Below are 24,648 nucleotides of genomic sequence, written 5' to 3' on the forward strand. Positions count from 1 at the left end.
ATGGTGGTCGAGCGCGAGGTCGTCGCGCTCGCGATCACCAGCGGTAGTGGGCGAACGCCTTGTTGGCTTCGGCCATCTTGTGGGTGTCCTCGCGCTTCTTGACGCTGGCGCCCAGACCGTTGCTGGCGTCGAGCAGTTCGTTCATGAGGCGCTCGGACATCGTCTTCTCGCGACGCTCGGAGCTGTACTTGACCAGCCAGCGCAGGGCCAGCGTGGTCTGGCGGCCCGGACGGACGTCGACCGGCACCTGGTAGGTCGCACCGCCGACGCGGCGGCTCTTGACCTCGAGGCTGGGCTTGACGTTGTCGAGCGCGCGCTTGAGCGTGATGACCGGATCGGTGCCGGACTTCTCACGGGTGCCCTCGAGGGCGTTGTAGACGATGCGCTGCGCGACCTGCTTCTTGCCGTCGAGCAGGATCTTGTTGATCAGCTGGGTGACCAGCTGGCTGCCATAGACCGGATCGGTCTCGATGGCACGCTTGGGAGCGGGACCCTTGCGAGGCATCAGCTCTTCTCCTTCTTCGCGCCGTAACGGCTGCGAGCCTGCTTGCGGCCCTTCACGCCCTGCGTGTCGAGCGAGCCGCGGATGATCTTGTAGCGGACACCCGGGAGGTCCTTCACACGACCACCGCGCACGAGCACGATCGAGTGCTCCTGCAGGTTGTGGCCCTCGCCGGGGATGTAGGCGGTCACCTCGGTGCCACTGGACAGCCGGACACGAGCAACCTTCCGCAGTGCGGAGTTCGGCTTCTTCGGGGTCGTGGTGTACACACGCGTGCACACGCCACGACGCTGGGGCGAACCCTTCAGGGCCGGCGTGTTGGTCTTGACGACCTTGCTCTGGCGGCCCTTGCGGACAAGCTGGTTGATGGTGGGCACAGTGCCTCTTTCTGGGACTTCTCCCGATTACGATCGCGGGCGCGCATGCCGCCTCGCGGGTCTTCCTCGTTCTCCACCGCAGCGGCATCCGGCCCCTGTGATCACGGATCATCGGGCCAGGGGCCCTTGTCCGTTCGAACGTTGCGCCGACTCACGTCAGGCACGATGACCCATACTACCCGAGCCCGCCGCGCGGGGACAAATCGCCCCGGGGCCGTGGGGGCCGGTCCGATCACGGTACGCGCTGCGCCCCGACGTGGGTCGGCGCGGCGCCCTGACGGACGACTCGCCCACGGCGCCACGGCAGCACGAGGTCGAGGACGACGACGAGCCAGATCGTGGCGGCGATCGTCCACACGACGCCCATCGCCATGTCGTCCTCGCGCGCGAACCCCACCTCGGCCAGACCGATGCTGATCGACGTGGCGACCAGCGGCAGACCCGTCACGACCAGGACCGGCACCCGACACCACCACGGCAGGGACAGGGAGCCGGCGAAGGCGCTGCCGACGGCGGCCAGCACGAAGAAGACGGCGATGAGGCCGGTGCCGACCCAGCTGAACTCGCTCTGCTCCGACTCGAGCCACGTCAACAGGAACATGAGCGAGCGCGCCACGAGAGCCAGGGCGAGGCCCATCAGCATGGCGACGCCCAGGGCGCGCAGACGATTCACGACGGGTGTCCTTCGGTCAGGTGCCCGGCCGGGGTCCGGGTCAGGACTCATGAGCACCCAGCCGCGCTTCTCGGACATCCGCGCGCGAATTCGCTCCTCAGGGCACCCGGGGATGAGCGAACCATGCCTCGGCGGCGCCCGTGGGCTGGACGACCGCGGCGGGCTGGCGGCCCCAGATCGCGAGGTACAGGTCGGCGGCGGTGCCGATGGCCTCGCCCTCGACCTCGACCTCGTGCAGGACGAGACGTGGCGGCCCCTGCGGGTCGTCCGGGTCGGGGGCGACGATCCACTCGCGGTCGAGGTCGGTGGCGTGGAGCCGGATCGGCGCGTGGACCGCCGGGCGGTGCCCGCGCTCGGTCATCCGCCGGCCGAACACCCGCACGACCTCCGCGATCCCGTCGGCGGCGACCTCGGGGTCGACGTCCCACGCCAGCTCGGACCGGCCGAGGGCCTGCAGGAGGTCGACGCGGTGCACGCACGTCTCGTGCAGCTGTCGCCGCGGCCAGAACGCGGCGACCTCGTCGCCGCGCGAGAAGTTGGGCGTCGGCTCGTCCGGGTCGACCGCCTGCAGTGCGGCGATGAGTGCCGTCGCGGTGCCCGCGTACCACTCGTCGAGCGGCTCGGTGACGATCGGGACCGGTTCGTCGGCGATCCGCTGGCCGGACAGCACGATCGCCGCCGCCCAGCGGTGGATCGCGCCCAGGTGGGCGATCAGGTCGCCGGTCGTCCAGCCGGGGCACGCGGGGACCGGTTCGTCGCCGGCGACGCGTCCGGCGAGCTCGGCGACGGCGGCCAACTCACGGCCGAGCAGGATCAGCGGGTCGTCCATGGCCCCATCCTGCCCGGGGCCGCTGGCAGTGACGTTCGAAGGGGGTTTCGACGCAGAAGTGCCCTCGAACGTCACTGCCAGCGCTCACCGAGCAGGAGCTCGGCCAGGTGGACGGCGCGAAGGCCGGCGAGGTCGTCGAGCTGGGTGCGGCAGCTGAAGCCGTCGGCGACGACGATCACGTCGTCGCCGGCCTCGCGGATGGCCGGCAGCAGCTGCTGCTCGGCGACCGCGACCGAGACCTCGTAGTGCCCCTTCTCCACGCCGAAGTTCCCGGCCAGGCCACAGCAGCCGCCCACGCGCTTCACGGTCGCGCCGGTGCGTGAGAGCAGCTGAAGGTCGGCGTCGAAGCCGATCACGGAGTTCTGGTGGCAGTGCGGCTGGACCACGAGCGTGCGCCCGCTCAGGTCGGGGACGACGAGGTCCTCGCGGCGGCCCAGCAGCTCGGCGAGCGTGAAGACACCCTGCGCGACCTCGGCCGCGCGCGGGTCGTCGACGAGCTCGACGCCGTCGGAGCGCAGGACGGCCAGGCAGGAAGGCTCGAGACCGACGACCGGAATGCCCTCGGCGACGAACGGGTGCAGTTGCTCGACCGCGGCGCCCGCGAGCTCGGCCGCCGTGTCGAGCTGACCGGTCGAGATCCAGGTCAGGCCGCAGCACTGCTGGCGCTCGAGGAACCGCACCTCGTACCCGTTCGCCTCGAGCAGCCGCACGGCGGCGCGTCCGGCGTCGGTGGAGAAGTACTCCGTGAAGGAGTCGGTCCAGACCAGCACGGGCTCGCCACCGGTGGCCCGCGTCGTGCCGGCGAGCTCCTTGGTCAGGGTCCGGGTCGCGAACGACGGCAGGCTGCGTCGCTGGTCGACTCCGGCCATCCACCGCGCGAGATGGACGATGCCGGGGATGCGCAGTGCGAGGTTCGTCAGCCGTGCGAACGGTGCCCCGAGCCGGGCCCACATCGGCAGCCGGCCGAGGACGTAGTGGCTGCGCGGCCGCCACCGGCCCTTGTAGGTCTGGTGCAGCACCTCGGACTTGTAGCTGGCCATGTCGACGCCCGTGGGGCAGTCGCCCAGGCAGCCCTTGCACGAGAGGCACAGGTCGAGCGCCTCGTGCACCTCGGGGCTGGACCAGCCGCCGTCCACGAGCCGGCCGTCGACCATCTCCTGCAGCACGCGCGCGCGGCCCCGGGTGGAGGACTTCTCGTCCCGGGTCGCCTGGAACGAGGGACACATGACTCCCGCGCCGGGGGCCGCGAGGCACTTGCCGACGCCCGTGCACCGGTGGACGGCGGACCCGAAGTCACCGCCGTCGTGCAGCAGGCGGAGGCCCTGACGCTGCGCGGGCAGACCTGCCGGCCAGCCGGTTCCCATGCTGCGCAGGTCGGCGTCGAGCGGTCGCGGGCGCACGAGCACGCCGGGGTTGAGCAGGTCGTCGGGATCGAAGACGGCCTTGACCTGCTCGAACAGGCCGATGGCCTCGGGCGAGTACATGAGCGGCAGCAGCTCGGACCGCGCCCGGCCGTCGCCGTGCTCGCCAGAGAACGAGCCGCCGTGCTCGGCGGCGAGGGTCGCCGCGTCGGTGAGGAACGAGCGGAAGCCGCGCCGGCCCTCGGGCGCGTCGAGCGGGAAGTCGATCCGCACGTGGACGCAGCCGTCCCCGAAGTGGCCGAAGGGAGTGCCGTGCAGGTCGTGCTGGACGAGCAGCTCCTCGAAGCGACGCAGGTAGGCGCCGAGCCGCTCGGGCGGGACGGCGGCGTCCTCCCAGCCGGAGAGGGCAGGTCGGTCCCACGCGCGGGACGCTAGTCCGGCGCCCTCCTCGCGGATGCGCCACAGGACTGCCTGCTCGACCGGGGACGTGACATGGCGGTGTCCCAGTGCGCCGGAGGCCCGGACGACCCGCTCACCCCGCGCCTGCAGCTCGGCGGGATCCTCACCGGCGAGCTCGACGTAGAGGAACCCGTCGCCGGCCGGCAGCTCGGGCACGGAGGAGGCGCCGTGGGCCCGGCGGTAGACCTCGACGATGCGCCCGCCGAGACCCTCGCACGCGACGGGCTCGAAGGGCAGTAGGGCGGGGACGTGGTCGGCCGCATCGGCCATCGTCGGGTAGGACAGCAGCACGAGATGGCGCACCGCCGCGTCGCGCACGAGATCGACCGTCGCGCCGAGCATCACGGCCAGGGTGCCCTCCGTGCCGGCCATGAAGGAGCCCACGTCGAAGCCCTTCTCGGGCAGCAGGTGCTCGAGGCCGTACCCCGAGACCTGCCGGCCGAAGCGGCCGAACTCGGTGCGGATCGTCGCGAGGTTCGCGGCCACGAGCGACCGGAGTCCCTCGAGCCGCTCGGAGGAGACCTCGACGTCCCGGCCGACCTGCAGCCGCTCCCCCGAGATCGTCAGCAGGTCGAGCGCCGTCACGTTGTCGGCGCTGCGGCCGTAGCCGAGCGCGCGGTTGCCGCACGCGTTGTTGCCGATCATCCCGCCGACCGTGCAGCGCGTGTGGGTCGAGGGATCGGGTCCGTAGCGCAGCCCGAGCGGCGCCGCGGCACGTTGCAGGACCGCGTGGACGACGCCGGGCTGGACCTCCGCGGTCCGCGTCGCCTCGTCCACGGCCAGCACCCGGTTCATGTGCCGCGAGAAGTCCAGGACGACGCCCGTCCCGATCGCGTTCCCGGCGATCGAGGTGCCGGCGCCGCGAGAGGTCAGCGGTGTGCCGGTCGCGTGGCAGGCCTCGACGACCGCATAGACCTCGTCCCGGTCGTGCGGACGCACGACGACCCGCGGCTCGACGCGGTAGAGCGAGGCGTCCGAGCTGTAGAGCGCCCGCGTGAGCGAGGAGTCGTCGACGTCGCGCACACCGGAACGCCGCAGGGCGGCGACGATGTCGCCGGAGGCCTGACGGCCGGCGTCGAGCAGGGAGGCGGTCACGGAGGTCCTTCGTCCGGAGTGGTGTTCAGTAGCATGCTACTGCCTCCGGCGCCGAGGGCCACCCGCACGCCGGTCGCCCAGCCCGTCTCCACCGACTCCCCCGCGGCCACCTGACCCATCAGGAGCGTTCCGGTGTGCTCGAGATGGTCGGCCATCGCGATCGCCGCGGCCCGCGGCTCGCGCCGACCGATCGCCTCGGCCACCGGGGCGTGCTCGGCGGCGACCTCCGTGAGTGGTCGGGAGCGACCGAAGGTGGACACGCCACGCGCCTGGATCGAGTCCCGCAGGCGGGACACCTCGTCCACGAGGCGCGGGTTGGACATCGCCGAGGCGACCAGGCCGTGGAACTCGCGGTCGGCGACCGTGAAGGCCGCCTCGCGCACGGCGGTCGCGTGAGTGCGCATGGCCGCGACGTTCGCCGTCAGCGCCGCCCGCAGGTCCGACCCGGCCCGCTGGGCCGCGATCGCCGCTGCCGGGACCTCCAGCAGCATCCGCAGCTCGAAGACCTCGCGCACGTCCGCCACCGTCACCCCGCGGATCCGGACGCCGCGGTTGCGCTCGACCGACACGAGACCGAGGTCGGCCAGGCGCAGGACCGCCTCGCGCACCGGGGTGCGGGAGACCTCGAGCTGCTCGGCCAGCCGGTAGATCGAGTGCTGGGAGCCGGCCACGAGGTCACCGGACACGATGCGCTCGCGCAACTGCGCGAACACCCGGTCGGTCGTGGTCGGTCGCGCGGTCACGGGCTCGTGGTCACCACAGCTCGACGGACTGGCCGAGGATCGAGACGACGTCGTCCTCCGTGACCTCGCGCGGGGCGGTCGCGAGCAGCCGCTGCTGCTTGAGCGTGCCCTCGGCGAGCGACGGCAGGTCGGCCACGCCGAAGCCGATCTCGGCCAGTCCGGACGGAACGCCGACGTCGCGCATCACCGAGGTGAGCACCTGCGGGAGCAGCTCGGCCGGGTCCGACGGCATCGTCGCATCGGGATCGAGCAGCCGCGCCGCCCGCACGTGACGGTCGGGGGCCGCGTCGAAGGTGAAGCGGAATGCCGCCGGGGCGGTCATCGAGACGGCCATGCCGTGCGGCACGAGTCCGTGACCCGTCGTGCCGTCGGGCTCGGGGTAGTCGCCGGGGTGGAAGTCACCGACCTGCCCCGCGATGGGGTACGCGTTGGCGTGCGGGATGTGGACGCCGGCGTTGCCGAAGCCGAGTCCCGCGAAGGTCGCCGCCATCGCCATCTGCTCGCGAGCCGCGACGTCGTCGCCGTGACGCACCGCCGTGCGGAACGCGCCGCTCATGAGGGTCAGCGCCTTCTCCGACCAGAGGTCGGCGATCGGGTTCGAGCCGCAGTAGGGCACCCGCTCCCCCGCCTGCTTCGCCTCGTACGAGGTGTACGGCCGCGCGGTGTAGCTCTCGAGCGCGTGACACAGGATGTCCAGTCCGGAGGCGGCCGTGACGCCTGCCGGCTGGGTGATCGTCAGCTCGGGATCGACGACGGCGTACGTGGGGCGCAGCGCCGCGTGCGAGATCCCGGTCTTCACGTGTTGGGCGACGACGTCCAGGACGCAGATGGTCGTGCTCTCGCTGCCGGTGCCGGTCGTCGTGGGGACCGCGATGAGCGGCAGCAGGGGACGCGCGGGCGCCAGGCCGCGGCCGACCGGCACGTTGACGTAGTCCATGAGCTCGCCGTCGTTGGTCAGCAGCAGGTTGACGGCCTTCGCGGTGTCGATGCTGCTGCCGCCGCCGACCGCGAGGACGACGTCGAAGGGGCCGTTGGCCCGGGCGAACTCGATCGCCGCCTGGAGGCTCGCGTCGGTGGGCTCGACGCGCGTGCCGTCGTACACGATCGCCTCGACGCCGGTCGCGACGATCTGGTCGGCGAGCTCGCCGGGTGCCCCGGTGGCCGCGACGCCGGCGTCGGTCACGAGCAGGACCCGCTTCGCGGCGAATCGGCCGAGGTCGTGGGCGATCTCGTGGCGCGCACCGGGTCCGAACTTCAGGGCGGGCGCACCGTAGGTGAAGATGGCTTCGGGCTGGCTGGGCGCGAACATGGGGATCACCATACGACGCCACCGGCTACGCTTGAGAGTCCAGACCTGCCCGAGGGGATCGATGCGCCGCCGTACGACCGCCGCCGCTGCCGCGGCGATCATGTTGCTCGCACTGGGCGCCTGCACCGCCGATCCGACCTCCGGATCACCCGACTCCGAGACGGCGGTTCCCGAGATCGACTCGCACGAGTCCGGTCCGGCCAGCCCCATCGCCTACGGCCTCATCGTTCCCGACGGCGCCGTGCAGCTCGGCCCGTTGGTCCGCTATCGCAGCCAGCGCCTCATCGAGGCCTACCGGCCCGAGCTCGAGGCCGTCCAGGCCGAGAAGGCGCTCGAGGAGGAGCGGGAGCAGGCCAGCGAGCCCACGCCGAGCACGCCGTCGACGACGCCCACCGAGGACAACAAGCCCGAGGGCGACGCGTTCGAGGAGCTCGAGAACCCGCCCAAGCCGGACACCTTCGTCTCGCTCATGCGCATCAACGGCCAGCCGACCGTCGTCGTGCGCCGGCTCCTGGCCGAGCTGTCGGTGCTGCTGCCCGACGCGGGCATCGTCACCGACGACCTCTCGCAGTACTGCACGGCCAAGGACCGCCGGGTCACCGGCTGCTCGCTCGACCTCACGGGGACGACTCCCGGTGGGCGCGACCTGCACGTGCAGCTGACCGTCGACCCGGGCGACGTGACGACCCGGACGGGGTACGTCGCCTCGCTGCAGCGCCCGGTCATGACCCTCACGGTCGCGTACGTGGGCGACCCGCGCGCCGGCCAGGAGGATCGCTCCACCGAGAGCCTGGGCGATCTGCCCGACACCGAGACGACCGAGGAGTCCGGCTGGATCTGGCCGAAGATGGACGAGGACGCGCCCTCCGACGGTCCCGTGATCGACGGCTACACCCCGCCGACGAGCGCCACGGTCCTGCTCTCGGGAGCCCGGCCCCAGTTCGCCACGATGACGACCCTGCGGGCCTCGATCGCCACCGAGATCACCGACACGTTCACGAGTGCGCGACTCGGCGACGTCACCCCCTCCCGCGACGTCATCTCCGACCTCAACGAGGTCATCGTGACCACGTGGGGCACGGCCGCCGACGGCACCTCCGTCCGCACGGTGCACACGCTCTCGGCGCGCGGCAACTACCTCTCGCTGTTCGTCACCCCGAAGTCCTGACGCTCTCCGACTAGAGTCGGGGCGATGAGCGAGCGCCAGCGAGCGATGCATCCAGCATCACGAATCGCGCCATCGGCCTACCCTGCACTTCCCGAGGCGGTGGCGCGATGAGTCGACTCGATCCGCTGCCGGTGACGACGGCGTCGCCCAAGGAGCGCGTCGCCTACCTCGACAACGCGCGCTACTGGGTCATGCTGCTCGTCGTCATCGGCCACTCCCTCACCGAGTTGGTCGTGATGGACTCGGCGCGCGGGATCTACACGTGGATCTACCTGTTCCACATGCCCTTCTTCGTGCTCATCTCGGGCTACACGGCACGGCACTACGTCGGCGACTTCCGCCAGGTGCGCCGCATCGTGTCGACGCTGATCGTGCCCTACCTGATCGTCGAGACCGGCCTGCAGCTGATCACGCGGCACTACGACGGCGAGCCCGAGCACCTCATGATCCTGTCGCCCCAGTGGCTCGGCTGGTTCCTCGCGGCGCTGTTCATCTGGCGACTGACGACGCCGATCTGGCGGGCCCTGAAGTACCCGATCACGACCTCGGTGCTGATCTCACTGGCCGCCGGGCTGATCGAGATCCCGAACGTCCTCGCCCTGCCGAAGGTGCTGGGCCTGCTGCCGTTCTACGTGATCGGCCTGCACTTCGACCGCCGCGTCTTCCTGTGGCTCGGCCGCACCAGCAACCGCGTCGCCGCGGTCGTCCTGCTGGGCGGCTCGTTCGTGCTCTGCCAGCTCTTCGCCGGTCCCCTCTCCGAGCAGTGGCCCTCGACGTGGCTGCTGTGGAAGTCCCGCTACGACGAGCTGGGCGTCGCCCCACTCGAGGGGGTGCTCGTGCGCGGGGTGCTGCTCGTCGTGGCGTTCGCGCTCACGTGCGCCGCGCTGTCCCTCGTGCCGCGCGGCCGCTCGTGGACGACGGCGCTGGGCGGTCGCACGTTCTACTGCTACCTGCTGCACGGCTTCATCATCCTGGGCCTCGACCGGCACTTCGACCTGTGGGCGCGCATCGAGCCGTACGGCGCCAGGGCCGTGCTCGGCTGCATCGTCGCCGCGGTCATCGTCGCCAACCTGCTCATGACCAAGCCCGTCGCGACGCTGTTCCGCCCGATCTTCGAGCCGCGACTGACGTGGATGTTCCGCGATCCGCGCGAGGACACCTACCACGCGCAGGGCGACCATCCGGACGTGTGGGACCGAGGCCTGGAACGCATCGTCCCGCCCTCGCAGACGATCGTCCACCCGCCGCGGCTGATCTGACGCGACGGCGGGGTCACCCGGACATGACGAAGGGGCCCTGCCGAAGCAGGGCCCCTTCGCGGTGACTCAGTTGTCGAAGCTGAAGTCGTAGTCGTCCAACGCCACCGGCGCCGAGTCCGGCGCACCGAACTGGTAGTCGAAGCTGTCGTAGCCGGTGACCGCGTAGGCGTTCTGACGCGCCTCCTCGGTCGGCTCGACCCGGATGTTCCGGTACCGCTCCAGGCCGGTGCCGGCCGGGATCAGCTTGCCGATGATGATGTTCTCCTTCAGACCGCGCAGCGAGTCCGACTTGCCCTGGATCGCGGCCTCGGTGAGGACGCGGGTCGTCTCCTGGAAGGAGGCGGCCGACAGCCAGGACTCGACGGCCAGCGAGGCCTTCGTGATGCCCATCAGGACCGGACGGCCCGAGGCGGGGGTGCCGCCCTCGGCGACGACGCGGCGGTTCTCCTCCTCGAACAGCGCACGATCGGCGAGGTCGCCCGGGATGAGCGCCGCGTCACCCTGCTCGATGACCGTCACGCGACGGAGCATCTGGCGCACGATGATCTCGATGTGCTTGTCGTGGATCGCCACGCCCTGGCTGCGGTAGACCTCCTGGACCTCGTCCACGAGGTGCTCCTGCGCCCGACGCACACCCAGGATCCGCAGAACCTCCTGCGGGTTGGGCGTACCGTGCGTGAGCTGCTGGCCGACCTCGACCTGGTCGCCGTCGCGCACGAGCAGACGGGCACGCTTGGTGACCGGGTACTCGAGCGGCTCGGCGCCGTCGTCGGGGGTGACCACGAGCTTGCGACCCTTGTCGGTGTCGTCGATCGTGACGCGACCGGCGGCCTCGGTGATCGGCGCCTGGCCCTTCGGGACTCGCGCCTCGAAGAGCTCGACGACGCGCGGCAGACCGTGCGTGATGTCGTCGCCGGCCACACCACCGGTGTGGAAGGTACGCATCGTCAGCTGGGTGCCGGGCTCACCGATCGACTGGGCCGCGATGGTGCCGACGGCCTCGCCGATGTCGACGAGCTTGCCGGTCGCCAGCGAACGGCCGTAGCACTTCGCGCACGTGCCGGTCTTGGCGTCACACGTCAGGACCGTACGGACCTTGATGCTCTCGACGCCCGACGCGATCAGGTGGTTGATCTCGACGTCGCCGAGGTCCTCACCGGCGGCGACGAGCACCTCGCCCGTCTCCGGGTGCACGATGTCGGTCGCCGCGTTGCGGGCGTAGGCCGACGTCTCGACGTTCTCGGCGGCGACGAGCGTGCCGTCGTCCAGACGCGTCGCGATGACCTTCGGCAGACCACGCTCGGTGCCGCAGTCCTCCTCGCGGATGATGACGTCCTGGCTGACGTCGACCAGACGACGGGTCAGGTAACCCGAGTCGGCCGTGCGCAGCGCGGTGTCGGCGAGGCCCTTTCGGGCGCCGTGGGTCGCGATGAAGTACTCGACGACCGACAGGCCCTCGCGGTAGTTCGCCTTGATCGGGCGGGGGATGATCTCGCCCTTCGGGTTCGCCACCAGGCCTCGCATGGCGGCGATCTGACGCAGCTGCATCATGTTGCCGCGGGCGCCGGAGTTGACCATCATCCAGATCGGGTTGTCACCGCTGGCCTTGAACATCTCCTCCATCGTGGCGGAGACCTCGGTGGTGGCCTGGGTCCAGATCTCGATGAGCTCCTGACGGCGCTCGTCCTCGGTGATCAGACCGCGGTCGAACTGCTGCTGGACCTTCGCGGCCTGGGCCTCGAACTTCTCCAGGATCTGCGGCTTGGACTCGGGGCTGACGACGTCGTCCATGGAGATCGTCACGCCGGAGCGCGTCGCCCAGTGGAAGCCGGTGTCCTTGAGGTTGTCCAGGGCCACCGCCACGTCGACCTTGCTGTAGCGCTCGGCGAGGTCGTTGACGATGACGCCGAGCTCCTTCTTGCCGACCTGGAAGTTGACGAACGGGTAGTCCTGCGGCAGCGCGTCGTTGAAGATCGTGCGACCGAGGGTCGTGTTGCGCAGTTCGCCCTCGTTGCGGATCCGCACCTTGGACTGCAGCGTGATCTCGCCACGCTCGAACGCCATCGTGGCCTCGGCCGGCGAGCTGAACGCCCGTCCCTCGCCCACGTGACCGTCACGGTCCAGGGTGAGGAAGTACAGACCGATGATCATGTCCTGGGTGGGCATGGTGACCGGTCGGCCGTCCGACGGCTTGAGGATGTTGTTCGTCGACAGCATCAGGATGCGGGCCTCGGCCTGGGCCTCGGCCGACAGCGGCAGGTGCACGGCCATCTGGTCACCGTCGAAGTCGGCGTTGAAGGCCGAGCAGACGAGCGGGTGGATCTGGATGGCCTTGCCCTCGATGAGCTGCGGCTCGAACGCCTGGATGCCGAGGCGGTGCAGGGTGGGTGCACGGTTCAGCAGCACCGGGTGCTCGGTGATGACCTCTTCGAGCACGTCCCACACGACCGGGCGAGCACGCTCGACCATGCGCTTGGCGCTCTTGATGTTCTGCGCGTGGTTCAGGTCGACCAGGCGCTTCATCACGAACGGCTTGAACAGCTCGAGCGCCATCTGCTTGGGCAGACCGCACTGGTGCAGCTTGAGCTGCGGGCCGACGACGATGACCGAACGGCCGGAGTAGTCGACGCGCTTGCCGAGCAGGTTCTGACGGAACCGGCCCTGCTTGCCCTTGAGCATGTCGGAGATCGACTTGAGCGGGCGGTTGCCCGGACCCGTGACGGGACGACCACGACGGCCGTTGTCGAACAGCGAGTCGACGGCCTCCTGCAGCATCCGCTTCTCGTTGTTGACGATGATCTCGGGCGCGCCGAGGTCGAGCAGTCGCTTGAGGCGGTTGTTGCGGTTGATGACGCGGCGGTACAGGTCGTTCAGGTCGGACGTCGCGAAACGACCACCGTCGAGCTGGACCATCGGGCGCAGCTCCGGCGGGATCACCGGGACGGCGTCCAGGACCATGCCCGCCGGGTTGTTCTCGCTGCCCATGAAGGCCGAGACGACCTTGAGGCGCTTGAGGGCACGCGTCTTGCGCTGACCCTTGCCCGTCGCGATGATCTCGCGCAGCAACTCGGCCTCGGCGTCGAGGTCGAAGTCCTGCAGACGCTTCTGGATCGCCGCGGCGCCCATGAAGCCCTCGAAGTACTTGCCGAAGCGGTACTGCATCTCGCGGTAGAGCAGCTCGTCGCCCTCGAGGTCCTGGACCTTGAGGTTCTTGAAGCGGTCCCAGACCTCTTCGATGCGCGCGATCTCGCGGTCGTGACGATCGCGGATCTGACCCATCTCACGCTCGGCGGCGTCGCGGACCTTGCGCAGCTCCGCAGCCTTGGCCTCCTCGGCCTCGAGCGTCTTGACGTCCTCCTCGTGCTTGAGGGCGCGGGTGTTGATCGCGTCGTTCTTGCGGTTCTCGATCTGGTCGACCTCCTGGCGAATCCTCGCCTCGAGGCTGTCGAGGTCGCGGTGACGCGCCTCCTCGTCGACCGACGTGATCATGTACGCGGCGAAGTAGATGACCTTCTCGAGGTCCTTCGGCGCGAGGTCGAGCAGGTAGCCGAGCCGGCTGGGCACACCCTTGAAGTACCAGATGTGCGTGACCGGAGCGGCGAGCTCGATGTGGCCCATCCGCTCGCGGCGGACCTTGCTGCGGGTCACCTCGACGCCGCAGCGCTCGCAGATGATGCCCTTGAAGCGCACGCGCTTGTACTTGCCGCAGTAGCACTCCCAGTCCCGGGTGGGACCGAAGATCTTCTCGCAGAAGAGGCCGTCACGCTCGGGCTTGAGCGTGCGGTAGTTGATCGTCTCCGGCTTCTTGACCTCGCCGAACGACCAGTTGCGGATGTCGTCGGCGGTCGCGAGACCGATCTTGAGCTGATCGAAGAAGTTCACATCGAGCACGGTGTCTTCTTTCCTTCCAAAATTTAGGTGGAGTCGAAGTTCTGTGGAGTCCGGCTCAGAGCTCGTCGACGGACGACGGCTCGCGGCGGGACAGGTCGATACCGAGCTCTTCGGCGGCGCGGAAGAACTCCTCCTCGGAGTCCTTCATCTCGACGGCGGTGCCGTCGGCCGAAAGCACTTCGACGTTGAGACACAGCGACTGCATCTCCTTGACGAGAACCTTGAACGACTCCGGGATGCCCGGCTCGGGAACGTTCTCGCCCTTCACGATGGCTTCGTACACCTTGACGCGGCCGACGATGTCGTCGGACTTGATCGTCAGCAGCTCCTGCAGCGCGTACGCGGCGCCATAGGCCTCGAGCGCCCAGACCTCCATCTCACCGAAGCGCTGGCCACCGAACTGGGCCTTACCGCCGAGCGGCTGCTGGGTGATCATCGAGTACGGGCCCGTCGAGCGTGCGTGGATCTTGTCGTCGACCAGGTGGTGCAGCTTCAGCATGTACATGTAGCCCACGCTGATCGGGTCGGGGAACTTCTCGCCGGTACGACCGTCGAAGAGCACCGCCTTGCCGTCGGGCTGGACCATGCGGTCGCCGTCGCGGTTCGGACGCGTGGAACGCAGCAGACCCGAGATCTCGTCCTCGCGCGCACCGTCGAACACCGGGGTGGCGATGTTCGTGTTCGGAGCGGCGGAGTCGGCACCGATCTTGCGCAACCGGTCGGCCCACTCCTCCTTCGTCGAGGCGGGAACCTCCCAGCCGGCCTTCGCGATCCACCCGAGGTGGGTCTCGAGCACCTGACCGACGTTCATGCGGCCGGGCACGCCCAGCGGGTTCAGCACGATGTCGACCGGGCTGCCGTCCTCGAGGAACGGCATGTCCTCGACGGGCAGGATCTTCGCGATGACGCCCTTGTTGCCGTGACGGCCGGCGAGCTTGTCACCGGGGCTGATCTTGCGCTTCTGGGCCACGTAGACGCGGACCAGCTGGTTGACGCCGGGGCTGAGCTCGTCACCCTCGGCCGCGTCGAAGACGCGGACGCCGATGACGGTGCCGGACTCGCCGTGCGGGACCTTGAGCGAGGTGTCGCGCACCTCGCGCGCCTTCTCGCCGAAGATCGCGCGCAGCAGCCGCTCCTCGGGGGTCAGCTCGGTCTCGCCCTTGGGCGTGACCTTGCCGACGAGGATGTCGCCGTTGCCGACCTCGGCGCCGATGCGGATGATGCCGCGCTCGTCGAGGTTGGCCAGGGTCTCCTCGCTGACGTTCGGGACGTCGCGCGTGATCTCCTCCGGGCCCAGCTTCGTGTCGCGGGCGTCGACCTCGTGCTCCTCGATGTGGATCGAGGTCAGCAGGTCGTCCTGGACGACTCGCTGGGACAGGATGATCGCGTCCTCGTAGTTGTGGCCCTGCCACGGCATGAACGCCACGAGCAGGTTCGTGCCGAGCGCCATCTCGCCCTCGTCGGTGCACGGGCCGTCGGCCAGCGGGGAGCCGACCTCGACACGCTGACCCTCACGCACCAGCGGACGCTGGTTCGTGCAGGTGCCCTGGTTCGAGCGACGGAACTTGGCGAGGCGGTACGTCGTGTACGTGCCCTCGTCCTCCATGATCTCGACCGCGTCGGCCGAGACCTCCTTGACGACGCCGGCCTTCTTGGCGACGGTCACGTCACCGGCGTCGACGGCGGCGCGGTACTCCATGCCGGTGCCGACGAGCGGGGCGTCGTTGCGGATCAGCGGGACGGCCTGACGCTGCATGTTCGATCCCATGAGCGCGCGGTTGGCGTCGTCGTGCTCGAGGAACGGGATGAGCGCCGTGGCCACCGACACCATCTGGCGCGGCGAGACGTCCATGTAGTCGACCTCGCTGGCCGGGCGGAGCTCGGCCTCGCCGCCACGCTGGCGAACCAGGACGCGGTCCTCGGCGAACGAGCCGTCCTCGTTGAGGATCGAGTTGGCCTGCGCGACGATGAAGCGGTCCTCGTCGGTCGCGGTCAGGTAGTCGATCTGCGCGGACACCTTGTCGTCGATGACCTTGCGGTACGGGGTCTCGACGAAGCCGAACGCGTTGATGCGACCGAACGACGCGAGCGAGCCGATCAGACCGATGTTCGGGCCTTCCGGCGTCTCGATCGGGCACATGCGGCCGTAGTGCGACGGGTGGACGTCGCGGACCTCGTAGCCGGCGCGCTCACGCGACAGACCACCCGGGCCGAGGGCCGACAGACGACGCTTGTGCGTCAGGCCCGCGAGCGGGTTGTTCTGGTCCATGAACTGCGACAGCTGGCTGGTGCCGAAGAACTCCTTCAGCGCCGCGGTGATCGGACGGATGTTGATCAGGGTCTGCGGCGTGATCGCCTCGACGTCCTGGGTCGTCATCCGCTCGCGCACGACGCGCTCCATGCGGGCCAGGCCCGTGCGGAGCTGGTTCTGGATCAGCTCGCCGACCGTGCGCATGCGACGGTTGCCGAAGTGGTCGATGTCATCGGCCTCGACCGGGATCGTGCCGGTGGCGGCCTCGAGCTCGGTCTCGCCCGCGTGCAGCGCGACCACGTAGGTGATCGTGGCGACGATGTCCGCGAGGGTCAGCGTCTGCTGGTCGAACGCCTCGCCGGTGCCGATCTTCTTGTTGATCTTGTGGCGACCGACCTTGGCGGTGTCGTACCGCTTCGGGTTGAAGTAGTAGTTCTCCAGCAGGGTCTGGGCAGCCTCGACGCTCGGCGGCTCGCCCGGACGCAGCTTGCGGTAGATGTCGATGAGCGAACGCTTCGTGACCTCGGCGTCGACCTGCTCGGTCGTGACGCCGCCGTCGCGGGCCTTGCGCTCGAGCTCCTCGCGCACGATGTCGCTGCGGACCGAGTCCTTCTCCAGCGTCAGGCGGATCGACTCGTACTGGCCGAACGTCTCGAGGATCTGCGACTCGGTGAAGCCGAGGGCCTTGAGCAGCATCGTGACGGACTGCTTGCGCTTGCGGTCCAGGCGGACGCCGACGAGATCGCGCTTGTCGATCTCGAACTCGAGCCACGCACCACGCGACGGGATCACGCGGGACGTGAAGATGTCCTTGTCGGACGTCTTGTCGGGCGTGCGCTCGAAGTAGACGCCGGGCGAACGGACGAGCTGCGACACGACGACGCGCTCGGTGCCGTTGATGATGAAGGTGCCCTTGTCGGTCATGAGCGGGAACTCACCCATGAAGACCGTCTGGGACTTGATCTCGCCGGTCTCGTTGTTCATGAACTCGGCGGTGACGAACAGCGGGGCGGCGTACGTGACGTCGCGGTCCTTGCAGTCCTCGACGGAGTACTTCGCGGGCTCGAAGCGGTGGTCACGGAACGAGAGGCTCATCGTCTCCGAGAAGTCCTCGATGGGGCTGATCTCCTCGAAGATCTCCTCCAGGCCGGACTTCGTCGACACGTCGTTGCGGCCGGCGGCGAGGTCTGCCTCGACCCGCTCACGCCACGCGTCGCTGCCGATCAGCCAGTCGAAGCTGTCGGTCTGCAGGGAGAGGAGTTCGGGAACCTCGAGGGGTTCTGCGATCTTCGCGAACGAGATGCGCGAAGTGTTGTTCGTGGGTGCGGCGGTACGCGAGGCGGCCAAGAGAAGTCCTTCCAAGGAACTCGCATGCGGTGAACGTGTCGGTTCTGTACTCTTCAGTTGTTCGCGCGGTTCTCACCGCGCGGCGCGCACGCTTCTGGAGCCCGGTCAAGTCCTGACGCAGCGGACAGGACGAACCGAGGGCATGACAAAGTGGGCGCGAACCTCCATGGTAACCCCATCGACACACCGAAATCAACCCAGGTCTTGACATCGGGCGTTCCATCAGGGAGCATCGTTCGTTTCCCCTGAGCGTTCCCGCGAAAAACGGCAGTCGGCCGCCCCGAGGGCGGCACGGATCACACGTTCTGGATGCCGTCGACCCGCCAGGAACCGTCTTCGCGGACCATCCGCACGATCATCCGGACGCCGGCCTCGCGCTCCCCGGCGCCCGATGCCGTGCCGAACACGAGGGTCTGGTCGGCGAAGACGAGCACGTCGATCGCCGCGATCGTGCAGGAGTCCGCGCAGTCGGCCGCGGACGCCTCACGCACCGTCGTCGCCGACGACACCGCGCCGGCGGAACCACTGCCGCCCGACACCGGAGTCAGCAGGGCCTGGCGGAACCGCTCGGTCATGAGGTCGCCGGCGCGATCCACGCGCGACGGCGCGTTCGTGGGTCCGGTGAAGATGTCCGTGACGGCGGTGCGAGCTGCCGCGACGGCCTCGGTCCGCGCGTCCTCGAGGCTCGGCTGGGCGGCGATCTTCGACACCGCGAACGCCGCGACGCAGACCGCCACGAGCAGTCCGATCCCGATCAGGGTCCAGACCCGGAACGGGGACCCCGGCTCGGGCGCGTCCGACGACGGTGACGTGGGCGGCGTGGCGGTGACGGTCATGGGGTACTTCCTCCGACGGGGATGGCGGTGAATCCGGCGACGCTCCAGGCGGAGCCGTCACGGACGAGGGAGACGAGCCAACGGTCCTCGCGCGGCACCTGCCGCCGACCGGCGATGACGGTCGAGTCGAGGGCGACGAGCACCTCGGCGGCGCCGTCGGTGGCGTCCTTGACGCCCGTGGCCTGGATGCGGACGTTGCCGCCGATCTGGCCGGAGCGGGTGAGCCTCGCGAACAGCGGCGTGAGGTCGGCCGCGAGCCGTTGCTGGTAGGCCGGGGTGGTCCATGCCGCGAGCGACGCCAGCTGGCCCTTCACGTCGGCGGCGTCGTAGTCGGCGTAGGCGCGGGCGAAGCCCGTCGCGACCGCGACGGCGGAGGACTCGGCCGGTGGCGTCGCGCGGCCGCCGAACCAGGCCGCGGACTGCGCGCTGACGAGCAGTCCGAGCACCGTCACGACCGCTGCGCCGAGGGCGAGCGACCTCGTCACCGGTGTCACGCGACCTGCCTCACGGCCGGGAGCCTATCGTAAACGGGCGTTACTCCGGATCGAAACACCAGACACAGCAGCGACATCAGTCGCAGGTCGGAAACGACGAAGCGCCCACCCCTTGCGGGGCGGGCGCTTCGCGCGGATTCAGCCGATGGTCGCCTTCAGGCGACCGTCATCACTTGAGGGTGATGGTGGCGCCGGCGGCCTCAAGGGTTTCCTTGGCCTTCTCGGCGGTCTCCTTGTTGACCTTCTCCAGGACGGCCTTGGGAGCGCCCTCGACGAGGTCCTTGGCCTCCTTCAGGCCCAGGCTCGTGAGGCCACGGACCTCCTTGATGACCTGGATCTTCTTGTCGCCGGCGGCCTCGAGGACGACGTCGAACTCGTCCTGCTCGGCGGCGTCACCGGCGGCGTCGCCACCGGCAGCGGCGGGCGCCGCGGCGGCCACGGCCACCGGAGCGGCGGCGGTGACCTCGAAGGTCTCCTCGAACTGCTTCACGAACTCCGAGAGCTCGATCAGCGTCATCTCCTTGAAGGCATCCAACAGGTCGTCGGTGCTGAGCTTCGCCATGATGTGGCGTCCTTTCTATGTGAGACCCCGAGGGGGTCCCGATGGGAATCGGGCGGTTCAGCCCTCGGTGGTGACGTCGGTCTCGACGTTCTCGGTCGCCGACTCGGCCACGGGGGCCTCCTCGGCGGGTGCCTCGGCAGCGGCCTCGGCGGCGGGAGCACCCGCAGCCAGGACCGACGAGTCGGCTTCTGCCTTCGCCTGCAGCGCCGCGAAGGTGCGGGCTGCCTGCGACAGCGGGGCGTTGAAGAGCCCCGCGGCCTTGGACAGGTTGGCCTTGAGGCCGCCAGCGAGCTTGGCGAGGAGGACCTCGCGCGACTCGAGGTCGGCCAGCTTCTTGACCTCGTCGGCCGAGAGGTTCTTCCCGTCGAGGAAGCCTCCCTTGACGATGAGGGCGGGGTTGGCCTTCGCGAAGTCACGCAGACCCTTGGCCGCCTCGACGACATCGCCCTTGATGAAGGCGATGGCGGTGGGGCCGGTGAGCAGCGACTCGTCGAGCTCGATTCCGGCGTCCTGGGCGGCGATCTTGGTCAGCGTGTTCTTGGCGACGGCATAGCTCGCGGAGTCGCCCAGCGATCGACGCAGCTCCTTGAGCTGCTTGACGCTGAGGCCGCGGTACTCGGTGAGCACGGCGCCGTTCGACTCGCGGAAACTGTCCGCGATCTCTGCGACGGCCGCTGCCTTGTCCGGGCGTGCCATGAGTCTCCTTCACTGGTTCGTGCGAAGACGTTCTGAACCCAAAGAAAAAGCGTCCCGTGCGAAGGCACAGGACGCGATCGATGCGAGGCGAACCTCGATCAGCTCGGTGACTGAACCTGCGCGGGCCGCCCCTTCGGGCGCTTCGGGAACTCCGTGAGGAGATCCACCGGCGGTCTTCGGCGTGCCCAGTCTAGGCGGCTCCCCCGGCATCCTCCAAATCGAGATCAGGCCAGGCCCGCGAGCGCGGCGTAGTCGCCGAACGCCGAGCTGTCCGTGATCTGGTCCTTGGCGGGTGCCTTGACCGAGATCGGCTCGCCCCAGTGCGTCCAGTCGACCGTGTTGGTCGAGCCGGCGACGTCGACGACCATGCGGCGCACGAGGTCGTCGGGACCGACCTGCAGCACGTAGTCGAGCTGCTTGGGAAGCCGCGAGCCGTACTCGGACGCGTCCGCGCCCTGGCTGGCGAGGACCTTCTTCGTGTCGAGCTTCAGGACCAGCCGCGTCGTCGGCACCCCGTCGATCGTGCCGCCGTCCGAGCCCTGGTTGTCGAACGTCACGAGTGCCGTGCGGAAGGTCTCGAGCTGGGCCTGGGGATCGGACTGCTGGGTGAGCGAGCTCATCTGTCCGGCCAGGGGATTGCCGGGATCGGCCAGGTCGACCGCGACGAACTTGCCGCCCGTCATCTCGCCCATCGCCAGGTACATCACCCCGTCGACCAGGCGGACCTCGATCTGACCCGTGCCCATGTCCATCGTGAGCCGCGCCTTCGTGGCGTCGGGGTCCGTGCCGACCGAGATGACCCCGTCCGTCGTCACGTCCTCGCCCATCGCGGCGGAGGCCATCGACAGGTGCGCCGACCCCGCGGCGCGCTGCGCCGCGGTCAGCCGGTCGACGAAGTTCTCCTTCGTCAGCGGCTCGGACGTCGACGCCGCAGCGGACTCGCGCGTCGTGGTCGCCCGCGCCGAGGGGGACCCGCCCGCCTCGTCGACGGCGGCCCCGCACGCGGAGGCGGCCAGGAGGGAGGCCGCGGCGAGGGCCATCGCGAGATTCTTGCGCATGAGCCACACCCTACCCACGAGAAACAGCGACGGCGCCCGCCCCGAAGGGCGAGCGCCGTCGTTGGTGGTGCAGGCTCAGGCCTCGTCGTCGGACGCGTAGTTGCGCGTGCGCGACGGGTCGACCGGGACGCCGGGGCCCGTGGTCGTCGAGATCGTGGCCTTCTTGATGTAGCGGCCCTTCGAGCTGGACGGCTTGAGACGCAGGATCTCCTCGATCGCGGCACCGTAGTTCTCGGCGAGCTGCTCGGCCGTGAAGGACGCCTTGCCGATCACGAAGTGGACGTTGGCGTGACGATCGACGCGGAACTCGATCTTGCCGCCCTTGATGTCGGCCACGGCCTTGGCGACGTCGGGCGTCACCGTTCCGGTCTTGGGGTTCGGCATCAGGTTGCGGGGACCGAGGACGCGGCCGAGGCGACCGACCTTGCCCATCATGTCGGGGGTGGCGACGACGGCGTCGAAGTCGAGCCAACCCTCGTTGATCTTGTCGACGAGCTCGTCGGCACCGACGAAGTCGGCGCCGGCCTCACGAGCGGCATCGGCGTTGGCGCCGGTGGCGAAGACCAGGACCCGGGCGGTCTTGCCGGTCCCGTTCGGCAGGTTGACGGTGCCGCGCACCATCTGGTCGGCCTTGCGGGGATCGACGCCGAGACGCACGACGGCGTCGACGGTCGAGTCGTACTTCTTCGAGCCGGACTCCTTCGCGAGGGTCACGGCCTGAAGGGGGGAGTAGAGCGCGTCGCGGTCGATCTTCTCGGCGACCGCGCGGTACGCCTTGCTGTGCTGGGGCATGTCTGGCTTCCTTCTCTTTCGTTGCAACAGCGTCTGTTGCTACCAGTTGTGGTGACGGGCGAGCACTCGCCCTCCCACGTTTCTGTTGGAGGTACTGCTCAAGAACCGCGGTTCTTGGAGGGTCAGTCGACCGTGACGCCCATCGAGCGCGCGGTGCCCTCGACGATCTTCATGGCGCCATCGATGTCGTTGGCGTTGAGATCGGGCAGCTTGGTCGTGGCGATCTCGCGGACCTGGTCCTTCGAGATCTTGCCGACCTTGTCCTTGTGCGGGACGGACGAGCCCTTCTGCAGGCCGGCGGCCTTCTTGATGAGCTCCGCCGCGGGCGGCGTCTTGGTGATGAACGAGAACGTGCGGTCCTCGTAGATCGTGATCTCGACCGGGATGACGTTGCCACGCATGGACTCGGTCTGGGCGTTGTACGCCTTGCAGAAGTCCATGATGTTCACGCCGTGCGGGCCGAGCGCGGTGCCGACGGGCGGCGCCGGGTTGGCCTGGCCGGCCTGCAGCTGCACCTTGACGACAGCCGCGACCTTCTTCTTGGGAGGCATTTCGGGTCCTTGCTTCTACGGGATGGGTGATGCGGTGGTCGCGCTCAGACCTTGCTGATCTGGCTGAAGGAGAGCTCGACCGGGGTTTCGCGACCGAAGATCTCGACGAGGGCCTTGACCCTCTGCGCGTCGACGTTGATCTCGGTGATGGTCGCGTGCAGCGTCGCGAACGGACCGTCGACGACCATGACGGAGTCGCCGGCGACGAAGTCGCTGAACTCGACCTTGGGGGCCGAGCTGGGCTGCGCTTCGGCGGCGTCGGTCGCCACGGCGGCGACCTCGGCCTCCACGGCCGGGGCGAGCATCTTCTCGACCTCGGCCAGGCTCAGGGGGACGGGCTGGTGGGCGTTGCCGACGAAGCCCGTCACGGACGGCGTGTGGCGCACGACGCCCCACGAGTCGTCGGTCAGGTCCATGCGCACGAGCACGTAGCCGGGCAGGACGGTGCGCCGGACGAGCTTGCGCTGGCCGTTCTTGATCTCGGCGACCTCCTCGGTCGGCACGACGATCTCGTGGATGTAGTCCTCGGCGTTGAGCGCGACCTTGCGGTTCTCGAGGTTCTGCTGGACGCGCTTTTCCATGCCGGCGTACGTGTGGATGACGTACCAGTCGCCGGGCTGGCTCCACAGCCGGTCGCGGAACTCCTGCAGCGGGTCGGCCGCCTCGGCCGGCTCCTCGGCAGCGTCATCGGCCGGCTCGACCTCGGCGTCGTCGGCGGTCTCGTCGGCGACGTCGCCGGTCTCGTCAGCGCCGGTCTCGTCAGCGTCGGTCTCGTCGGCGTCGGTCTCGTCAGCGTCGACGACGGCCTCGTCGGTCGCCTCGGGGGCGTCGGGGGTCTCGTCGACCGGCGTCTCCTCGGTGGACGTCTCGTCCACGGGCGCGCTGGTCTCGTCGAATGCGGAGGTCACGGAATCAGTCCTTGGGTTCTTACGCGAAGATCGCGAACATGGCCTTGCCGAACACGTAGTCCAGGCCGGCCACGAAAGCCATCATGATGAGCACGAACACGAGCACCACGAAGAAGTAGTTGACGACCTGCGGGCGGGTCGGCCAGACCACCTTGCGCAGCTCGGCGACCACCTGGCGGTAGAACGTGAGCGGGGACGTGCGCTTGGTGCGCGTCCCGGCGAGTTCGTGATTGTCGCTCACGGTGCTCCTTCGTCGTACGACGTCGGTCCGCGTCCGGACCGACCTTGCAGGGCACGAGGGACTTGAACCCCCAACCTTCGGTTTTGGAGACCGATGCGCTGCCAGTTGCGCCAGTGCCCTCCGCCCGCGACGGCCTGTGTGCACAGTCCGAAAACGGGCATGACGAAACAGGGTAGTTTCGCCGGTTTCGTCAAGTGTACGGGGTGCCGGGCACGAATGCGAAACCGGTGCATCGCACCTCGGCCCGCCGGCCGGCATCTCGATGCTCGAGCCGTCGGTCGCCCTTCTGGTAGAACGGAGGGAACAGTCCGGTACCGGAGTATGCACATGACCGTTCCGACGACAGGGGCCTGGGTCACCGACGGCGGCCTCGAGACCGACCTCATCTTCAACCACGGCATCGACCTGCCGTACTTCGCGGCCTATCCCCTCGTGGACGACCCGGCCGGCAGGGACGTGCTGCGCGGCTACTACGCCGAGTACGCCGCGATCGCCCGCGCCGCGGGCGTCGGCCTGCTCGTCGAGACACCGACCTGGCGAGCGAGCGAGGACTGGGGCCGGGCCCTGGGCCATGACGCCGACGCCCTCGACCGGGCGAACCGCACTGCGGTCGCCGTGGCCCGCGACGCCGTCTCCGGCGAGGTGGCGCAGACCGCCGTCTCGGGCTCTATCGGGCCGCGCGAGGACGCCTACCGGGCCGGCACCACCCCGGCCGACGAGGCCGCGGAGTACCACCTCCCCCAGGTGCGGTCCCTCGCCGACGCGGGCGTCGACCTCGTCCACGCGATGACGATCACGACGTCCGACGAGGCGATCGGCGTCGTGCAGGCGGCCCGTGCGACGGGGATCCCCGTGGCCGTGTCCTTCACCGTCGAGACCGACGGGCGGCTGCCGGACGGCAGTTCTCTGACGGACGCTCTCGACACGGTCGAGGCCTCCGCCCCGGCGGACTGGTACGGCGTGAACTGCGCGCACCCCACCCACGTCGCGGCCGGCCTGGACGGGTCCGCGGTCGGGAACAGGCTCTCGTTCTTCCGCCCGAACGCCTCGACCCGGTCGCACGAGGAGCTCGACGCGATGGAGACACTCGATGCCGGCGACATGGCCGACCTCGCCGCCGGTACCGCGGCACTGCGTCACCGACTTCCCGGGCTACGCGTGCTGGGCGGCTGCTGCGGCACCGACAGCAGGCACGTCGCGGCCATGTGGGGCACGGCCCCGTCCCGCTGACCGGGCCCTACCGACG

General features: G+C 69.4%; 21 protein-coding genes and 1 tRNA gene. 3 read left to right on the plus strand and 19 right to left on the minus strand.

Translation table 11 applies throughout. The features are described from left to right. Positions 1-34: 34 nt before the first annotated feature. The 7 genes from rpsG to ACT26F_RS10900 all read right to left on the minus strand — a co-directional run bounded on the left by rpsG (position 35) and on the right by ACT26F_RS10900 (position 7,348). Positions 35-505 carry a 30S ribosomal protein S7 gene (rpsG, locus tag ACT26F_RS10870; protein WP_471670549.1) on the minus strand — a complete coding sequence of 157 codons (471 nt, stop codon included), beginning with the start codon at positions 503-505 and terminating at the stop codon, positions 35-37. Further along, positions 505-879 carry a 30S ribosomal protein S12 gene (gene rpsL, locus ACT26F_RS10875; RefSeq protein ID WP_019143662.1) on the minus strand — a complete coding sequence of 125 codons (375 nt, stop codon included), beginning with the start codon at positions 877-879 and terminating at the stop codon, positions 505-507. The genes rpsG and rpsL overlap by 1 nt, the downstream gene beginning before the upstream one ends. Positions 880-1,111: 232 nt before the next feature. Next, positions 1,112-1,552, minus strand: a complete 441-nt coding sequence (locus tag ACT26F_RS10880) for a hypothetical protein (RefSeq protein WP_471670550.1) — start codon at positions 1,550-1,552, stop codon at positions 1,112-1,114. A gap of 97 nt (positions 1,553-1,649) precedes the next feature. Then, a complete protein-coding gene (locus tag ACT26F_RS10885) occupies positions 1,650-2,381 on the minus strand; it encodes a maleylpyruvate isomerase family mycothiol-dependent enzyme (protein WP_471670551.1) in 732 nt (243 codons plus the stop codon). Between the two features lie 71 nt (positions 2,382-2,452). Beyond that, complete coding sequence (locus tag ACT26F_RS10890) at positions 2,453-5,296, minus strand: FAD-binding and (Fe-S)-binding domain-containing protein (RefSeq protein WP_471670552.1); 2,844 nt, start codon at positions 5,294-5,296, stop codon at positions 2,453-2,455. Beyond that, positions 5,293-6,039, minus strand: a complete 747-nt coding sequence (locus ACT26F_RS10895; protein WP_471670553.1) for a GntR family transcriptional regulator — start codon at positions 6,037-6,039, stop codon at positions 5,293-5,295. The genes ACT26F_RS10890 and ACT26F_RS10895 overlap by 4 nt, the downstream gene beginning before the upstream one ends. Positions 6,040-6,049: 10 nt before the next feature. Next, a complete protein-coding gene (locus tag ACT26F_RS10900; RefSeq protein ID WP_471670554.1) occupies positions 6,050-7,348 on the minus strand; it encodes a hydroxyacid-oxoacid transhydrogenase in 1,299 nt (432 codons plus the stop codon). Positions 7,349-7,409: 61 nt separating this feature from the next. On the opposite strand from ACT26F_RS10900, the gene ACT26F_RS10905 reads away from it, so the two are divergent. Further along, entirely contained in the window at positions 7,410-8,516 is a 1,107-nt protein-coding gene (locus ACT26F_RS10905; protein WP_471670555.1) for a hypothetical protein, read from the plus strand. 107 nt (positions 8,517-8,623) lie between these two features. Continuing rightward, on the plus strand, positions 8,624-9,775 hold the full coding sequence (locus tag ACT26F_RS10910) for an acyltransferase family protein (RefSeq protein WP_471670556.1): 1,152 nt from the start codon (positions 8,624-8,626) through the stop codon (positions 9,773-9,775). 66 nt (positions 9,776-9,841) lie between these two features. On the opposite strand, the gene ACT26F_RS10915 is transcribed toward ACT26F_RS10910, so the two are convergent. The 12 genes from ACT26F_RS10915 to ACT26F_RS10970 form a co-directional block, all read right to left on the minus strand. Next, on the minus strand, positions 9,842-13,666 hold the full coding sequence (locus ACT26F_RS10915; RefSeq protein WP_471670557.1) for a DNA-directed RNA polymerase subunit beta': 3,825 nt from the start codon (positions 13,664-13,666) through the stop codon (positions 9,842-9,844). A gap of 55 nt (positions 13,667-13,721) precedes the next feature. Beyond that, on the minus strand, positions 13,722-17,264 hold the full coding sequence (gene rpoB / locus ACT26F_RS10920) for a DNA-directed RNA polymerase subunit beta (RefSeq protein WP_471670558.1): 3,543 nt from the start codon (positions 17,262-17,264) through the stop codon (positions 13,722-13,724). Positions 17,265-17,560: 296 nt separating this feature from the next. Further along, positions 17,561-18,100 (minus strand): hypothetical protein, encoded by a 540-nt coding sequence (locus tag ACT26F_RS10925; RefSeq protein WP_471670559.1) that lies wholly within the window; start codon positions 18,098-18,100, stop codon positions 17,561-17,563. Then, positions 18,097-18,585, minus strand: coding sequence for a hypothetical protein (locus ACT26F_RS10930; RefSeq protein WP_471670560.1), 489 nt, complete (start codon positions 18,583-18,585; stop codon positions 18,097-18,099). The genes ACT26F_RS10925 and ACT26F_RS10930 overlap by 4 nt, the downstream gene beginning before the upstream one ends. A gap of 178 nt (positions 18,586-18,763) precedes the next feature. Continuing rightward, positions 18,764-19,156, minus strand: a complete 393-nt coding sequence (gene rplL / locus ACT26F_RS10935) for a 50S ribosomal protein L7/L12 (RefSeq protein WP_471670561.1) — start codon at positions 19,154-19,156, stop codon at positions 18,764-18,766. Between the two features lie 57 nt (positions 19,157-19,213). Then, entirely contained in the window at positions 19,214-19,852 is a 639-nt protein-coding gene (gene rplJ / locus ACT26F_RS10940) for a 50S ribosomal protein L10 (RefSeq protein ID WP_471670562.1), read from the minus strand. Positions 19,853-20,076: 224 nt separating this feature from the next. Further along, positions 20,077-20,910: an SCO4651 family lipoprotein gene (locus ACT26F_RS10945; RefSeq protein WP_471670563.1), complete on the minus strand. Its 834-nt coding sequence runs from the start codon at positions 20,908-20,910 to the stop codon at positions 20,077-20,079. 75 nt (positions 20,911-20,985) lie between these two features. Beyond that, positions 20,986-21,702 carry a 50S ribosomal protein L1 gene (rplA, locus tag ACT26F_RS10950; RefSeq protein ID WP_471670564.1) on the minus strand — a complete coding sequence of 239 codons (717 nt, stop codon included), beginning with the start codon at positions 21,700-21,702 and terminating at the stop codon, positions 20,986-20,988. Positions 21,703-21,824: 122 nt separating this feature from the next. Then, positions 21,825-22,253 (minus strand): 50S ribosomal protein L11, encoded by a 429-nt coding sequence (rplK, locus tag ACT26F_RS10955; protein ID WP_471670565.1) that lies wholly within the window; start codon positions 22,251-22,253, stop codon positions 21,825-21,827. Positions 22,254-22,297: 44 nt separating this feature from the next. After that, complete coding sequence (nusG, locus tag ACT26F_RS10960; protein WP_471670566.1) at positions 22,298-23,161, minus strand: transcription termination/antitermination protein NusG; 864 nt, start codon at positions 23,159-23,161, stop codon at positions 22,298-22,300. Between the two features lie 19 nt (positions 23,162-23,180). Beyond that, positions 23,181-23,402 carry a preprotein translocase subunit SecE gene (gene secE, locus ACT26F_RS10965; protein ID WP_471670567.1) on the minus strand — a complete coding sequence of 74 codons (222 nt, stop codon included), beginning with the start codon at positions 23,400-23,402 and terminating at the stop codon, positions 23,181-23,183. Positions 23,403-23,449: 47 nt separating this feature from the next. Beyond that, positions 23,450-23,522: transfer RNA gene (locus ACT26F_RS10970), tRNA-Trp, on the minus strand. A gap of 207 nt (positions 23,523-23,729) precedes the next feature. Here ACT26F_RS10970 and ACT26F_RS10975 point away from each other — a divergent pair. Further along, entirely contained in the window at positions 23,730-24,632 is a 903-nt protein-coding gene (locus ACT26F_RS10975; protein WP_471670568.1) for a homocysteine S-methyltransferase family protein, read from the plus strand. The last annotated feature ends 16 nt before the right edge of the window (positions 24,633-24,648 follow it).

The sequence above is a fragment of the Aeromicrobium sp. SP1 genome (assembly GCF_055663785.1).

What these genes read in the sequence shown, in the direction of transcription:
- rpsG (WP_471670549.1), bottom strand. Translation starts at nt 505, where the DNA reads ATGCCTCGCAAGGGTCCCGCTCCCAAGCGTGCCATCGAGACCGATCCG.
- ACT26F_RS10885 (WP_471670551.1), bottom strand. Translation starts at nt 2,381, where the DNA reads ATGGACGACCCGCTGATCCTGCTCGGCCGTGAGTTGGCCGCCGTCGCC.
- ACT26F_RS10900 (WP_471670554.1), bottom strand. Translation starts at nt 7,348, where the DNA reads ATGTTCGCGCCCAGCCAGCCCGAAGCCATCTTCACCTACGGTGCGCCC.
- ACT26F_RS10905 (WP_471670555.1), top strand. Translation starts at nt 7,410, where the DNA reads ATGCGCCGCCGTACGACCGCCGCCGCTGCCGCGGCGATCATGTTGCTC.
- ACT26F_RS10910 (WP_471670556.1), top strand. Translation starts at nt 8,624, where the DNA reads ATGAGTCGACTCGATCCGCTGCCGGTGACGACGGCGTCGCCCAAGGAG.
- ACT26F_RS10925 (WP_471670559.1), bottom strand. Translation starts at nt 18,100, where the DNA reads ATGACCGTCACCGCCACGCCGCCCACGTCACCGTCGTCGGACGCGCCC.
- rplL (WP_471670561.1), bottom strand. Translation starts at nt 19,156, where the DNA reads ATGGCGAAGCTCAGCACCGACGACCTGTTGGATGCCTTCAAGGAGATG.
- rplJ (WP_471670562.1), bottom strand. Translation starts at nt 19,852, where the DNA reads ATGGCACGCCCGGACAAGGCAGCGGCCGTCGCAGAGATCGCGGACAGT.
- ACT26F_RS10945 (WP_471670563.1), bottom strand. Translation starts at nt 20,910, where the DNA reads ATGCGCAAGAATCTCGCGATGGCCCTCGCCGCGGCCTCCCTCCTGGCC.
- rplA (WP_471670564.1), bottom strand. Translation starts at nt 21,702, where the DNA reads ATGCCCCAGCACAGCAAGGCGTACCGCGCGGTCGCCGAGAAGATCGAC.
- rplK (WP_471670565.1), bottom strand. Translation starts at nt 22,253, where the DNA reads ATGCCTCCCAAGAAGAAGGTCGCGGCTGTCGTCAAGGTGCAGCTGCAG.
- ACT26F_RS10975 (WP_471670568.1), top strand. Translation starts at nt 23,730, where the DNA reads ATGACCGTTCCGACGACAGGGGCCTGGGTCACCGACGGCGGCCTCGAG.